Annotated in this window: 9 protein-coding genes; 5 read left to right on the top strand and 4 right to left on the bottom strand. The window is 64.3% G+C overall.

Annotated features, from left to right (window positions below; translation table 11 throughout):
* Positions 1-65 precede the first annotated feature (65 nt).
* Positions 66-6,422, top strand: coding sequence for a GAF domain-containing protein (locus HZB49_RS05665; RefSeq protein WP_291609529.1), 6,357 nt, complete (start codon positions 66-68; stop codon positions 6,420-6,422).
* Positions 6,423-6,424: 2 nt separating this feature from the next.
* On the top strand, positions 6,425-6,814 hold the full coding sequence (locus tag HZB49_RS05660; RefSeq protein WP_291609528.1) for a response regulator: 390 nt from the start codon (positions 6,425-6,427) through the stop codon (positions 6,812-6,814).
* 74 nt (positions 6,815-6,888) lie between these two features.
* Here HZB49_RS05660 and HZB49_RS05655 read toward each other — a convergent pair whose 3' ends face one another.
* The 3 genes from HZB49_RS05655 to HZB49_RS05645 form a co-directional block, all read right to left on the bottom strand.
* Complete coding sequence (locus HZB49_RS05655) at positions 6,889-7,674, bottom strand: hypothetical protein (protein ID WP_291609527.1); 786 nt, start codon at positions 7,672-7,674, stop codon at positions 6,889-6,891.
* Between the two features lie 115 nt (positions 7,675-7,789).
* Complete coding sequence (locus HZB49_RS05650; RefSeq protein ID WP_291609526.1) at positions 7,790-9,370, bottom strand: MDR family MFS transporter; 1,581 nt, start codon at positions 9,368-9,370, stop codon at positions 7,790-7,792.
* 166 nt (positions 9,371-9,536) lie between these two features.
* The gene (locus HZB49_RS05645; RefSeq protein ID WP_291609525.1) at positions 9,537-10,052 is read right to left on the bottom strand and encodes a YcgN family cysteine cluster protein; all 516 of its coding nucleotides are present in this window, start codon (positions 10,050-10,052) and stop codon (positions 9,537-9,539) included.
* A gap of 387 nt (positions 10,053-10,439) precedes the next feature.
* Here HZB49_RS05645 and HZB49_RS05640 point away from each other — a divergent pair, with 387 nt between their 5' ends.
* Genes HZB49_RS05640 through HZB49_RS05630 form a run of 3 tightly spaced genes read left to right on the top strand, consistent with a single transcriptional unit; the run spans position 10,440 to position 13,913 of the window.
* Positions 10,440-12,713, top strand: coding sequence for a PBP1A family penicillin-binding protein (locus HZB49_RS05640; protein ID WP_291609524.1), 2,274 nt, complete (start codon positions 10,440-10,442; stop codon positions 12,711-12,713).
* Positions 12,714-12,720: 7 nt separating this feature from the next.
* Complete coding sequence (locus HZB49_RS05635; RefSeq protein WP_291609523.1) at positions 12,721-13,299, top strand: DUF1214 domain-containing protein; 579 nt, start codon at positions 12,721-12,723, stop codon at positions 13,297-13,299.
* Positions 13,296-13,913 carry a DUF1254 domain-containing protein gene (locus HZB49_RS05630; RefSeq protein WP_291609522.1) on the top strand — a complete coding sequence of 206 codons (618 nt, stop codon included), beginning with the start codon at positions 13,296-13,298 and terminating at the stop codon, positions 13,911-13,913. Before HZB49_RS05635 ends, HZB49_RS05630 begins: the two co-directional genes overlap by 4 nt.
* Positions 13,914-14,043: 130 nt before the next feature.
* On the opposite strand, the gene HZB49_RS05625 is transcribed toward HZB49_RS05630, so the two are convergent.
* Positions 14,044-14,871, bottom strand: coding sequence for an MBL fold metallo-hydrolase (locus HZB49_RS05625; protein ID WP_291609521.1), 828 nt, complete (start codon positions 14,869-14,871; stop codon positions 14,044-14,046).
* Positions 14,872-14,905: the final 34 nt, after the last annotated feature.

The raw sequence follows: 14,905 nt of genomic DNA, 5'->3' as shown, positions 1-14,905 counted from the left end.
AATCCGGCTGGAACCGCGACGCGACGGGCCAATCGGCCGCGCCTCGCCGGGCACGGATCGTTGGAATGGCTGTTCTTCCCGAGGACATGTCGGTCGCGATCGATGAGCTGGAATCAGCCATCGCCGAGATCGAGTCGCGCCTCGAAACCACCCGCGCCGAACGCGACGAGGCGAAGGGCCGCCAGGTCGAACTCGAGATCGAGAACGCCAACCTGCGGCGCGAGCTGGCCTTGGCGCACGAGCGCCAGAGTGCGGCCTCCGATATTCTCAAGGTGATCGCGGCCTCGCCGTCCAATGTTCAGCCGGTGTTCGAAGCGATCGTCAACAGTGCGGCAAACCTGTTCGCGCCTTGCGCGGTGACAATCACGACCCTGAAGGACGGCAAGCTGCATTGGGGCGCCACGGCAGCTTCAATCTCGGGGTTTGACGTCGAGCATGGGCGCACCGTTTATCCAATCGCATTCGACCCTGAACGCGCGCCCTCGGCGCGGGCGATGCTCGAACGCCGCATCATCGAAATACCCGACATCGATGCCCCCGATACCCCGGAGATGACGCGCGGGGTCGCCGCTGCCGGCGCTTTTCGGTCCATAACCTTCGTGCCGTTGCTCGATGGGGAGCGAGGCATCGGCACCATTATCTTCACGAGCCCACAAACCGGCTTCCGGTTTACCGAGAGGCAACTCGCGATTGTCCAGACCTTCGCCGACCAGGCGGTGATCGCAATCGAGAATGCGCGGCTGTTCAATGAGACGCAGGAGGCACTGGAGCGGCAGACCGCCACCGCCGACATCCTGAAGGTGATCGCCTCCTCGCCCTCCGACGTGCAGCCGGTGTTTGACGCGATCGCCGCCAGTTCGAAGCGGCTGCTCGGCGGCTTTTCGACCACCGTGTTCCGCCTCGTCAACGGTGTGCTGTATCTGGTGGCCTTCACGCCGACCACCGCGCCAGCCGACACGGCGCTGGCCGCGATGTTCCCGCGCCCGATTGCCGACTTCCCGCCGTTCGCGATGATAAGCGACGGCCGCATGGGCCGCATCGAAGATACCGAGTCCGACGCCGGCGTACCACCGATGTTGCGCGACATCGCGCGTTTGCGGGGCTACCGCGCGATGCTTTTGACACCGCTGATGCGCGAAGGCGCCGTGCTCGGCATGATCAGCGTCACCCGCGAGCAACCCGGAGCCTGGGCGGCGCACCATGCCGAGCTGCTGCGCACCTTCGCCGACCAGGCGGTGATCGCCATCGAGAACACGCGATTGTTCAACGAGACACAGGAAGCGCTGGAACGACAGACCGCGACCGCCGACATCCTGAAAGTCATCGCCAGTTCACCATCGGACGTGCAGCCGGTGTTCGACGCGATCGTGAACAGCGCAGCAACACTTTTCGCACCATGCACTGCAGTGATCACAACAGTGAAGGACGACAAGCTGCATTGGAATGCGCTGGCGACGCTTCAGCCGAACTTTGATTTCTCGGGAGCGGCGGCCGTCTATCCGGTGCCGTTTGATCCGGAACGTACCCCCTCGGCACGCGCGATACTCGAGCGCCGCATTATCGAAATTCCCGACACCGCCGCTCCTGAGACACCCGAGTTCACCCGCAAGGCCAGCGCTGCCGGCGGCTTTCGAAGCGTAACCTTTGTTCCCCTGATTCACGATGATGAGGGCATCGGCACGATCATTCTCGGCCACCCGCAGTCCGGCTTCAGGCTGTCCGAGAAGCAGCTGACGCTCGTCCAGACCTTCGCCGACCAGGCCGTGATCGCGATCAGGAATGTCGGACTGTTCAACGAGGTGCAGCGGCGCACCGAGGAGTTGAGCGAATCGCTGCAACAGCAGACCGCGGTCGGCGACGTGCTGAAGACCATCAGCCGCTCGACCTTCGACCTGCAGCCCGTGCTCAACACCCTGGTGAATTCCGCAGCGCAGCTCTGCGATGCAGACATGGCCTTCATCATGCGCCGCGTGGGCGAAGAATACCGGGCAGGAGCCGCGGTCGGCTACACCGAAGCTTACATCGACTTCCTCACCAACAATCCGCTGCCCGTCAACCGTGGCACGGTCACCGGCCGCGCAGTGCTCGAACGGCGTCCGGTCCAGATCGCGGATGTCGTGGCCGATCCCGACTATACGCTGCGGGAGACGACCTCGCTGGCGGGCCAGCGCACCACGCTCGGCGTCCCCCTGTTGCGCGAGAACGAACCGATCGGCGTGATCGTGCTGGCGCGGCAGCGCGTCGAGCCGTTCACGCAGAAACAGATCGACCTCGTCACCACCTTCGCCGACCAGGCCGTGATCGCGATCGAGAACGTTCGCCTGTTCGACGAGCTCCGTCATCGCACCGATGACCTGGCCGAAGCGCTGCAACAGCAGACGGCGACCGCCGATGTCCTGAAGGTCATCAGCCGCTCGGCGTTCGACCTGCATACCGTGCTCGATACGCTGACGGTTTCAGCCGCCTTGCTGTGCGACGCCGACATGGCGACGGTGACGCGGCAGGGCGATGACGGCGACTTCTACCATGTCACCAACCACAACTTCCCGCCCGACTGGGTCGAGTTCACCAGGACGGCGCCGCTCCGACCGGGGCGCGGCACCGTGGTGGGCCGTGCGCTGCAGGAGCGAAAGGCCGTTCAGGTGGCCGACGTTCTTACCGACCCGGAATACACCCACGGCGAATATCAGGCGAAAGCGGGATACCGGACCTTCCTGGGGGTGCCCCTGCTGCGCGACGGGCTTCCGATCGGCGTGCTCAGCCTGTGCCGCAGGAGCGTGCGGCCATTCTCGGACAAGCAGATCGAGCTGGTATCGACCTTCGCCGACCAGGCCGTCATTGCGATTGAGAACGTTCGCCTGTTCGACGAGGTGCAGGCCAGGACGCGCGATCTCACGGAGGCCCTGCGGCAGCAGACGGCGACCGCCGATGTGCTCAAGGTCATCAGCCGCTCGGCATTCGACCTGAAAACCGTGCTGGATGCCCTTCTGGCATCCGCCTGCCACCTGTGCGACGCGGACATCGGGACAATACGATACAGGGACGATGGCGATTTCAGGCTTGCCGCAACGTTCGGCTGCCCGCCCGCATGGGTCGATCAGTTCTCCACATACTCGACGAAGGCGGACCGCGGCACGGTATTCGGACGAACGATCATCGACGGCCACACCATACACATACCCGACGTGCTCGCCGATCCGGACTTCAAGCGGCTCGACGCGCAAAAGCTCATGGGCTTCCGGGCAGCCCTCGGCGTCCCTCTTACGCGCGAAGGCGAGGCATTCGGTGTCATCAACCTGTTTCGGTTTAACGTGGGCTCGTTCGAGGACCGGCAGATCGAGCTGGTGCAGACCTTCGCCGACCAGGCTGTCATCGCGATCGAGAACGTCCGCCTGTTCGACGAGGTGCAGGCGCGCACCGCAGAAGTGAGCGAAGCCCTGCAGCAGCAGACTGCGACCGCTGACGTGCTGAAGTTGATCAGCCGCTCGGCATTCGACCTGCAAGCCGTGCTCGACACGCTGACGGAATCGGCCGCGCGCCTTTGCAATGCCGACATGGGCGCCATCGCCTTGCAGGACGAACGCGGATTTTACCACGCAACGAACTACAATTTTTCGATCGACTGGGTCAAAATCACCGATGGGCTCAGGCTTCAGCCCGGAAAGGGCAGCCTGATCGGGCGAACTTTGCTGGCCTCTGCCCCCGTCCAGATCACCGACGTGTTGGCAGACGCGGATTATCAGTTTCCCGACATGCAGCAGGCCGCAGGGTACCGATCCCTGCTCGGGGTCCCCCTGATGCGCGGCGGCGAACCGATCGGCGTCCTGTTTCTGGGCCGCAAGATCGTTGAGCCCTACTCGAACAAGCAGGTGGAGTTGGTCTCCACCTTTGCCGACCAGGCCGTGATCGCCATCGAGAACGTCCGCCTGTTCGACGAGGTGCAGGCCAAGACGCGAGACCTGGAGGAAGCCCTCACCTACCAGACCGGCAGCGCCAATATCCTCAAGGTGATTGCCTCCTCGCCGACCGATATCAATCCGGTGCTACAAGCCATCGTCGAAAGCGCCTGCGAGCTCTGCGATGCTTATGACGCGGCGGCTGTGCTGCAGGACGGCGAATATCTGCGCATCAGCGCGCATCACGGACCAATTCCGATCGGAATCGAGAAATGGCCGATCAACCGCCGCTGGACCGCCGGCCGCGCCTTCGTTGATCAGTTGCCGGTGCATGTCCATGACCTCCGCGACGAAGCCAATGCCGACTTCTCCGACGGCCGCGAGCTGTCGCTGCGCATGGGCCACCGTACCATCCTCAGCGTGCCGCTGCTGCGCGAGGGCGAGAGCATCGGCGCGATCGTGCTCCGCCGCTCCGAGGTGCATCCGTTCAGCGACAAGCAGATATCGCTGCTGCAGACGTTCGCCGATCAGGCTGTGATCGCCATCGGCAATGTGCGGCTGTTCGAGGAGGTGCAGGCCAAGACCCGCGACCTGTCCGAAGCGCTCACCTACCAGACCGGCAGCGCCAATATCCTGCGCGTGATTGCCTCCTCGCCGACCGATGTCAAACCCGTGCTCCGGTCGATCGTCGAAAGCGCCTGCGAACTCTGCGAGGCTGACGATGCGCTGGTGACGCTGAAGGATGGCGGCGACCTGACGATCGAGGCCCATCACGGGACGATTCCGACCGTCTGGGATCGACAGCCCATGACCCGCGCCTTTGCGGCGGGGCGCGCCATCATCGATCACACATCCGTGCATGTGCACGACCTGCTGGCGCCCGAAGCTGAGGCGTTTTCGGTTTCACGCGAATTCGCCCTCAGCAGCAAGGTCCGGACCGTCCTTGCCGTTCCGCTGCTCCGCGAGGGCGAAAGCATCGGCAGCATCGTGCTGCGCCGGACCGAGGTGAATCCCTTCAGCGAGAAACAGATCAGCCTGCTGCAAACCTTCGCCGACCAGGCGGTGATCGCCATCGGCAATGTGCACCTGTTCGAGGAGGTGCAGGAACGCACCCGCGAGCTGTCGGAGTCGCTGGAACAGCAGGTTGCGACATCCGAGGTGCTGCAAGTCATCAGCTCATCGCCGGGCGAGCTTGAGCCCGTGTTCCAAAGCATGCTGGCGAATGCAACTCGGCTTTGCGAGGCGGAATGCGGCGTAATGTGGCTCCGAGAAGGTGAAGATTTCCGCAGCGTCGCAATCCACGGCCCGCTGCCGCCGGCTTACGTCGAGCAGTGGAAGAGCGGAACCCCTGTCCATCCCGGCCCCCACAACCCGCTCGCTGTCCTTGGGCAAACGCTAAGGGCGGTACACGTGCCCGACATGCGCGAACATCGCTCCTACCTGGACCGCGACCCCTTGCCGGTCGCAGCGGTCGAAGTGGCTGGTATCCGAACCCTGCTGCTGGTGCCAATGTCGAAGGAGGACGAATTGGTTGGTGGCATAGCCATCTACCGGCAGGAAGTGCGTCCTTTCGCTGACAAGCAGGTCGAGCTGGTAAGCACATTCGCCAGACAGGCGGTGATCGCCATTGAAAACGCCCGGCTGCTGAAGGAGCTGCACCAGCGAACCCGCGACCTGTCGCAATCCCTCGACGATCTTCGCACCGCGCAGGACCGCCTGGTACAGACCGAGAAGCTTGCTTCCCTCGGCCAGCTCACTGCGGGCATCGCCCACGAGATCAAGAACCCGCTCAACTTCGTCAACAATTTCGCGGCGCTGTCCGCCGAATTAACGGAGGAGTTGAACGACGTCCTCAAGCCGGCCGGCATCGGCGACAAGATGCGCGCCGAAGTCAACGAACTGACGGGGCTGTTGAAGGACAATCTGGAAAAGGTGGTCCAGCACGGCAAGCGCGCCGATTCCATCGTCAAGAACATGCTGCTGCATTCGCGCGAGGGCGGCGGCGAGCACCGGCCGTCCGACATCAACGCGCTGCTCGACGAGAGCCTCAACCTCGCCTATCACGGCGCTCGCGCCGAGAAGCCGGACTTCAACGTCACGCTGGAGCGCGATTTCGATCCAGAGGCGGGCCAAGTCGACCTGTTTCCACAGGAGATTACCCGCGTCTTCCTCAATCTCGTCTCGAATGGTTTTTATGCCGTGACCAAGCGTCGCAAGGAAGGCGGCGAGCCCCGCTTCGAGCCGACGCTGCGGGCAAGCACGAAAAGCCTCGGCGATGCCGTCGAAATCCGCATCCGCGACAACGGTACCGGTATTCCGCCCGAGGTAAGGGAGAGGATGTTCAACCCCTTCTTCACCACCAAGCCGGCGGGCGAAGGGACTGGCCTCGGCCTGTCCATGAGCCACGACATCATCGTGAAACAACATGGCGGCACAATTGACGTGGATACTTCCGAAGGTCATTTCACCGAATTCCGCATCGTGTTGCCGCGAACAAGCAATTTTGCAGAAAAATCCAGAGGATAGCCGTGAGTGTTCTGGTTCTAGTGGTGGATGACGAACCCGACGTGGAGGCGTTGTTCCGCCAGCAATTCCGCCGCGACCTGCGTGCGGAGCGCTTCATCATGGACTTCGCCAATTCCGCGCCGGACGCGCTGGTGCGCGTCGGCGAGACGAGAGAGCATTCGCTGATCCTGATCCTGTCCGACATCAACATGCCCGGCATGACGGGGCTGGAAATGCTGCCCAAGGTCAAGGAGATGCGGCCAGAAGTGCCGGTCATCATGATCACCGCCTATGGCGATGCCGACACCAAGCGCAAGGCGCTGGAGGGCGGCGCCAGCGGGCTCCTGACCAAGCCGATCGATTTCTCGGCGTTGCGCGAGGAGATCGACGCGCGGGTGGCGGCGGCGGACTGACGAGGCCGGTGGCTCATTTAACTGCGCTGTGAACTCCGGCCGGCGGGGGGAACCGGCCGCGACGAACTGGCCCATCAGAATTCCGACTCGAACAGCTTCACGGTATGGGCCGTACCCTGCAATAGGCCAGTCAGAGTACTGATTATTTCCACAAGTTCGGCACGCCCACATTTCTCGAAAGCCACATGCGTAACGAAATCCGCATCTGCATCGAAATCAGTGTCCGTAGCTGGTTGGGCCAAGTCGATACCAAAAACAACTACGCCGTCACGAGTAATCTTTCGCGGATACGGCGGAGTCATTCCAGTGATCGCTAGGCCGGAAACCTTGGGATTCACTCTGATCTTGTCCCCAATAGCCATGACTGTGCTGGTCACGAGAAGGAGTTGGTGTTTGTCAAGATTGTCGAACTGCTGGACTACGTGAAGGACCGTGTCGTCTGGTGTAGGGGACGTATACGGCTGCACGGACCTGATGAGTGCTTCAGCAGACGCGCTGACGCCATCAATGATTCCTCGCGCTCGCGCGTTATCGAACTCTCTGACAGAGGTATAAATCGGGAATTGGTGTTTCCTACTGGGCCTCCCGCCCCTCTTTTTTACAAGGGCGCATAGAAGATGGTCGAGGCTCGAACGCAATTGGTGGACAATTTCACCAGCAAGAACCGCGAATCTTGGAGGCACTGATGAGTTGCCAAACGCGACAAATGCGTATTGACGCCCATCGTTTCTGAACTCTCTGATCATTCGATATGATGTGGAACTTGAGGCAACATATCCGTTAATCTCGCGGTTGAGATGTCGGATATTTTCTTCGGCCCTTTGGATTTTGGCGTGGCAGCCGACAAGAAGTTCGCTCATGGCAGAACTCATATCGATAAGGCGAAAAGATTGTTAGCCCCAGTTACCGGAAGCGAAGGCCAACGCACAAGTCCCGCAACTTAGGCGGACGAGATATCGCAATGACGGCACGAGGCTACTCCGCCAACTCCGCCGGCGGTTTGGCGGGGCCGGCGAGCGGCCGCTCTTCCATCACGATCAGGCAGGCCACCGCGCAGGTCATCATCAGCGCCGCTGCGCCGAAGACCCAGCGGAACGCGGCCAGCATGTCGGAGGCTGCAATCGCACCGACCGGGCCGCGATGCTCGCCGGCGATCGAAATGTCTGCGCCCAATGCCATCAACAGGATGGCGGTGAAGGCTGCGACCGTGAATGAAGCCATCAGCGCGCGGAAGAAGTTCATCGCACCCGTGAGCGTGCCGATCTGCGCGCGCGTCACCGAATTCTGCAGCGAGACAACGCTGACCGGAAATGTGGTGCCGAGGCCGAGCGCGAACACCGACATCAGCACCAGCAGCCCCCACAGCGGCAGCGTGGTGAACGCCAGCGCAAATCCGCTGACCACCGCCACCGACGTGCCGATGATGGCCACGCGCTTGTAGTGCCTGGCGCGGGCCATGGTGCGTCCGGCGATCGCAGCACCGCAGGTCGAGATCGCCGCCAGCGGGATGAGCGCCAGGCCCGCCTCCGCGGCGCTGAGGTGATAGACCGCCTCGTAATAGAGCGGCAGGTGCACGGTGAGGCCCATGATGGCGCCGAGCGCGCAGCCGCCGGCGGTGATGGCATAGGGCGCGACGGTGCCGCCGAGCAGCGGCAGCGGCAGGAACGGCTCATCCGCCCTGCGCGCGTGCCAGGCGAACAACAGCGCCAGCGCAATCGCCGAACCGATCATCGACAGGATCGTCGGCGACAGCCAGCGATAGCGGTTGCCGCCCCAGGTCAGCACCAGCATGACGGCGACGGCGGACGCCATCAGCAGGACGCCGCCGAGCCAGTCGACCTTGCGATGGCGGTGATAGACCGGGATCTTGCCCATCTTCGGCAGCAGCATCGACAGCGCGGCGATGCCGAGCGGCAGGTTGATCCAGAAGATCATCGACCAGTGCAGATGCTCGGCGAACAGGCCGCCCAGAACGGGCCCGAGGATTCCGCCAGCGACCCAGACGCCGCTGAAATAGGCCTGGTACTGGCCGCGCTCGCGCGGCGAAACCACGTCGGAGATCACGGTCTGCACGACCGGCATGATGCCGCCGCCGCCGAGACCCTGCAGGCCGCGGCCGAGGATCAGCACCGGCAGGCTCGGCGCCAGCGCGCACAGCACCGATCCCGCCATGAACAGGCTGAGCGAGATGATCACCATGACGCGGCGGCCGTAGATGTCGCTGAGCGTGCCGAACACGGGGGCGACGGCGGTGGCGGCCAGGAGATAGGCGGTTATCACCCAGGACAGGTTGGAGACGTCGCCGAACTGGCGGCCCAGCGTCGGCAGCGCGGTTGCGACGATGGTCTGTTCCAGCGCAGCCAGGAACATCGTCAGCAGCAGGCTCATCAGGATGGTGCGGACCTCGCCGGGAGCGAGCGGCGCCGGCGGCGCGAGCGGCGGCGCGTCCGCGATGTCCATGACCTCGGTCGGGATATGCGAGATCTCTTCGGCGACCTCGTCGGACAAAATTTCCTGGTCGGCGGCTCGACGGCTCTGCCGTTCGAAATCGTTCATCGCATATGATTTTGGTTGGTTGCTCGCCGCGCGGAATCCGGCGCGGGTGAATCATTCTCTGCGCAATACTCTAGGCGGCAATTCCGCACTGCGGCACCCGCCTGCGCGCATGGGAGCATCCCGCGAGCGCATCCTCGCAAGACCGTGATCTGTCACGGCTTTGCGGTCAGGATATCGGCGGCCGCCGCAACTTCGCCCGTCGCGGCAGCAGCTTCGGCCAAAGCACGATGTGATCCTGCAACTCGTCGACGGGAACCTCGCCTTCCCTGCCCTCCACCCGTCCGCGCACGGAAACGCCGGCCTCGTGCACGGTGTCGGGATCGCCCGAGATCAGCGGATGCCACCAATAGAGGTCGCGCCCCTCGGCAACGAGCCGATAGCCGCAGCTCGGGGGCAGCCAGTTGAGGGTACGGACATTGCCCGGCGTCAGGCGGACGCAATCCGAAACCTGGTCGGACCGGTTCGCATAGTCCTTGCAGGCACAGGCCCCCGCATCGAGCAGGCGGCAGGCGACGTGGGTGAAGTAGATCTTCCCGGTATCCTCGTCTTCGAGCTTCTCCAGGCAGCAGCGCGCGCAGCCGTCACACAGGCTCTCCCATTCGGCGTCGGACATTTCTTCCAACGTCTTGGTTTTCCAGAAGAATTCCTCCTGGCCCGAGGCTCGTTTAGGCGGTGCGGTCATGACCTCTGATTTCTGCGGGGAATCGCGCGCTTTCCCCGCCCTTCTAGAGCGTTTTCAAGCGAAGTGGATACCGCTTCGCGTGAAGAAAACGCGTCAAATCAAGAATCTAGGGCTTCGGTTCTGATTCAATCAGAACCGAAGCTCTAGGGTCCCGATGGCCGCGGCGCAAGCGGCCCTGGCGGCTCCCGGGACGGGGCGTTGCGGCATTAGGCCTATCCCGCAAAATCGCTGCAACACCATTGGTTTATGGCCTCCGCTCGGATAGAAATGTCCTTGAGTCTCCCAAATGCGCATGGAGCGCCTTGGGTTTGCCGCAACATTCCCGCAAGACGTCTTTCGGCGCCCTACCGGACGCCGGAAGCGCTTTCGAACCGATGAAGTAGACCGGTGCGCAGGATCATCCCGCCCAAGTGGAAGCAGGCGATCAAGAACACGATGCTGGACATCGATGCGCGCATCGATTCCACGCTGTTCTCTTCCGCAAAAGGCCTGCGCGAGCTCTATGAGCGCTACTCGACCTTCATGGACCGCTTCTATGTCGGCCGCTGGAAGCGCTGGGTCATCATCGAGCCGGCATCGGAAGCGGCTACCATCGGTCTCGGCGGCCTCGTGCTGATGCTGGCGCTGGCGATCCCGGCGTTCCGCGAAACCGCCGACGACGACTGGCTGAAGAAATCCGACCTCGCGGTGAGCTTCCTCGACCGCTACGGCAACCCGATCGGCAGCCGCGGCATCAAGCACAACGACTCGATCCCGCTGGAAGATTTTCCGGACGTGCTGATCAAGGCGACGCTCGCCACCGAGGACCGCCGCTTCTACGACCATTTCGGCATCGACATCCCCGGCACCGCGCGCGCGCTCGTCACCAACGCGCAGGCCGGCGGCGTGCGCCAGGGCGGCTCGTCGATCTCGCAGCAGCTGGCGAAGAACCTGTTCCTCAACAACGAGCGCACCATCGAGCGCAAGGTGAAGGAAGCCTTCCTCGCGATCTGGCTCGAGACGCGGCTGACCAAGAACGAGATCCTGAAACTCTATCTCGACCGCGCCTACATGGGCGGCGGCACCTTCGGCGTCGACGGCGCGGCGCATTTCTATTTCAACAAGTCGGCGCGCGACGTGAACCTCCAGGAAGCCGCGATGCTGGCGGGCCTGTTCAAGGCGCCGACCAAATACGCCCCCCACATCAACCTGCCCGCCGCGCGCGCCCGCGCCAACGTCGTGCTCGACAACCTCGTCGACGCCGGCTTCATGACCGAGGGCCAGGTGTTCGGCGCCCGCCGCAACCCCGCCTTCGCCGTCGACCGCCGCGACGAGAACTCGCCGAACTACTATCTCGACTACGCCTTCGAAGAGATGCGCAAGCTGGTCGACACCTTCCCGAAATCCTACACCGAGCGCGTCTTCGTGGTACGCACCGCGATCGACATGAACGTGCAGCGCGCGGCCGAAACCACCGTGGAAAACCAGCTGCGCCAGTTCGGCCGCGACTATCACGCGACGCAGGCGGCGGTTGCGGTCGCCGACCTCGACGGCGGCGTGCGCGCCATGGTCGGCGGACGCGACTATGGCGCCAGCCAGTTCAACCGCGCGACCGACGCCTATCGCCAGCCCGGTTCCTCGTTCAAGCCCTATGTCTACGCGACCGCGCTGCTGAACGGCTACAAGCCGAACTCCATCGTGGTCGACGGCCCGGTCTGCATCGGCAACTGGTGTCCGCAGAACTACAGCCACGGCTATTCCGGCTCGATGACGCTGACGCAGGCCATCACGCGTTCGATCAACGTGATTCCGGTGAAGCTCTCGATCGCGCTGGGCGGCAAGGCTTCCAATCCGGCCAAGGTCGGCCGCCAGAAGATCACCGAAGTGGCGCGCCGCTTCGGCATCAAGGCGCCGCTGCCCGATACGCCGTCGATGCCGATCGGCTCCGACGAGGTCACCGTGCTCGAGCACGCAGTGGCCTATGCGACCTTCCCCAACAAGGGCAAGGCGCCGATTCCGCATGCCGTGCTGGAAGTGCGCACCGGCGCCGGCGACCTGGTCTGGCGCTTCGACCGCGACGGCAAGAAGCAGTTGCAGGCCATTCCGGTCTCGGTCGCCGCCGACATGTCGGAAATGATGAGCCACGTCGTCAGCGAAGGCACCGCGCGCCGCGCCATCATCGACGGCATTCCGACCGCCGGCAAGACCGGCACCACCAACGCCTATCGCGACGCCTGGTTCGTCGGCTTCACCGGCAACTTCACCTGCGCGGTCTGGTACGGCAACGACGACTACTCGCCGACCAACCGCATGACCGGCGGCTCGCTGCCGGCGCAGACCTGGCGCGAGATCATGGTGGTCGCCCACCAGGGCGTCGAGGTCAAGGAAGTGCCGGGCATCGGCATGGGCCAGAAGCTGCCGCCGCAGACCGCTGCCGCGATGGCCGCGGCCGCGCCGAAGATCATCGACACCAAACCCGGACCGCCGCCGGTGCTGACCAAGCGCGGCGCCGATATTCTGGTTCGGATCGAGAAGCAGCTCGACGACGCCAGCAAGACTACGGCGAAGACCTCGGCCAGCGAACCGCCGAAGCCGGCGAAGTCGAGTTCGGTCGCCTTCCCCGACAGCTTCGCGGCGGCGACGCCGGACGGCAAACCCGCGTCCGCCGCGCGCAAGAACTGACTTAACCGTGCGGCTCGTCTTCATCACCCTGCTGGCGCTCATCATCGCCTCGGCCATCGGCCTCGGGTCGACCTACATGACCGCGACCAAGGGCACCGAAATCGGCACGCTGAAGATCGGCGCCTGGACCGCGCGGCCGAAGACCGGCACCGCCGACGTCGATCCCTACTCCCGCGCGACCATCGCGCGCAGCGGCGAACTGCCGGTCGGCACCGGCGACGGCGTCGCCTTCACGGCGCTGACCGACGACAAGAACAAGCCGCTCGACGGCCGCTGTGACGTCGTGGTCAGCGGGGTGACGCCCGCGGCGCGCTTCTGGACGCTGACGCTGTACGACCCCAAGGGACAGCTCGTCGCCAACACGCTGCAGCGCTACGGCTTCACCAGCCAGGAAGTGATCCGCGGCGCCGACGGCCAGTTCGAGGTGCGCGTCACCTCGCGCGCGCGCTCCGGCAACTGGCTGCCCACCGGCGGCATCGAGCGCTATGCGCTGATGCTGCGCCTCTACGACACGCCGGTCGGGGTTGCCACGCGCACCCAGCGCGACGCGCCGATGCCGCAGATATCGACGGTGGGCTGCCCATGATCCGGCTCGCCTTCACCGTCATTGCCGGCGTCATCCTCGGCCTCATCGTGCATCTCGTCGCCGTGCTGGCGCTGCCGCGGATTGCGACGCAGGACGCCTATTCGCGGCTGACGCCGCTGACCAAGCTCAACGCCGTGACGCAGCTCCCCGTCGCCGACCCCACCAATGCGCCGATGCCGTTCCTGGATCCGGCCTTTGCGATCGCGATCTGCCGCTACGATCTCTCGGGCGGGCCGATCAAGCTCGCCGTCCCCGTGAGCCAAGCCTACACCTCGGTGTCGTTCTACACCCGCAACGAAGTCGCCTATTACGCGATCAACGACCGCTCGGCGGGGCGCAAGGTGATCGAGCTCGACCTGATGACGGAAGCGCAACACGCCGAACTGCCGGAGGAAGAAGACGTCACCTCGGCCGACCGGCTGATCATCGATTCCCCGACCGTGACCGGCCTGATCGTGATGAAGGCCCTGGCGCCCGAGCCCGGCCTGATGCCTCAGGCGCAGGCTTCGCTCGCGGCCTCGCGCTGCCAGGTGCAGACCGAGCCGGTGTCGGCCAAGCAGCCCGAACCGCCGCCGCCTCCCCCGCCGCCGGCAAGGCCGCAGGGTAGACGGTAAGGGCGACGCATACCGCTCGTCCCTGCGAACGCAGGGGGACCCATAACTACAGAATGCAATCGTTCAAGCTGCGCAACCCTTCAACATGTGGCGGATCAGGGTAATCGGTTTCAGCCCATGCCACACTGCGTCAGTGGCGGCCGCACGCGCACCGGTCGTACTCGACGGGATCGTGGCTGTTGACGATCTCGACCTCCGCGCCGTGCGCCGCCTTCAGCGCGCGCAGCCGCGCCAGATTGCCCCGCCGCCTCTTGCGGTCCATGTCGCCGCGGCGCTGGAACATGCCGAGCACGAACGGCATGCGCGGCACGGGCTCCAGCTCGCCGTGGAAGAAATAGGCATCGCCCGCGTGCAGCACCCATTTGTCCCGGCCGCGCACGGCGATGCCGCAATGGCCGAGCGTATGGCCGGGAAGCGGAATCATCAGCACGTCCGCCTCGCGGTCGCCGAGCGCGCGCACGCCCGCAAAGCCGAACCAATCCTCGCCGCCTTCGCCGTAGAAACTCCAGTCGGGGCCGTGTTGCCACTGCCCGGCGATATAGCGCCCCTCGGGCGGCACGATGCGGCCGGCGACGGCCATGTCGTATTCGGTGCGATGGACGTGCACCTTCGCCTTGGGAAAGTCGGGTACGCCGCCGGCATGATCGCGATCGAGATGGGTGAGCAGCACATGCCTGACGTCGTCGGGCGAGAAGCCGAGCGCCGTGACCTGCTGAACCGCGGTCTCCGCGGGATCGAGCCGCGGCTTGCACTGGCGCACCCATTTGCGGCCGAGGCGCATGGGGCTCTTGATATCGTCGAGACCGATGCCGGTATCGACCAGCGCCAGCCCGTCATTGGTCTCCGCCAGCAGGCAGTGGCACACCATGCGGGCGCGCTGAAAGATGCTGCCGGTGCCATTCACCAGCCGCCTGCCGATCGGGCACATGGTGCCGGTGTTTAGGTGGTGGATACGCATGGGAGCCTCCCGCTTGATCGGCCCCCTGCTTGCC

This window comes from Bradyrhizobium sp., assembly GCF_016219575.1.
Taxonomy (GTDB): domain Bacteria; phylum Pseudomonadota; class Alphaproteobacteria; order Rhizobiales; family Xanthobacteraceae; genus Bradyrhizobium.
Note: the sequence above shows the minus strand (reverse complement) of the source record. Positions and strands in the feature narration are given on the sequence as shown.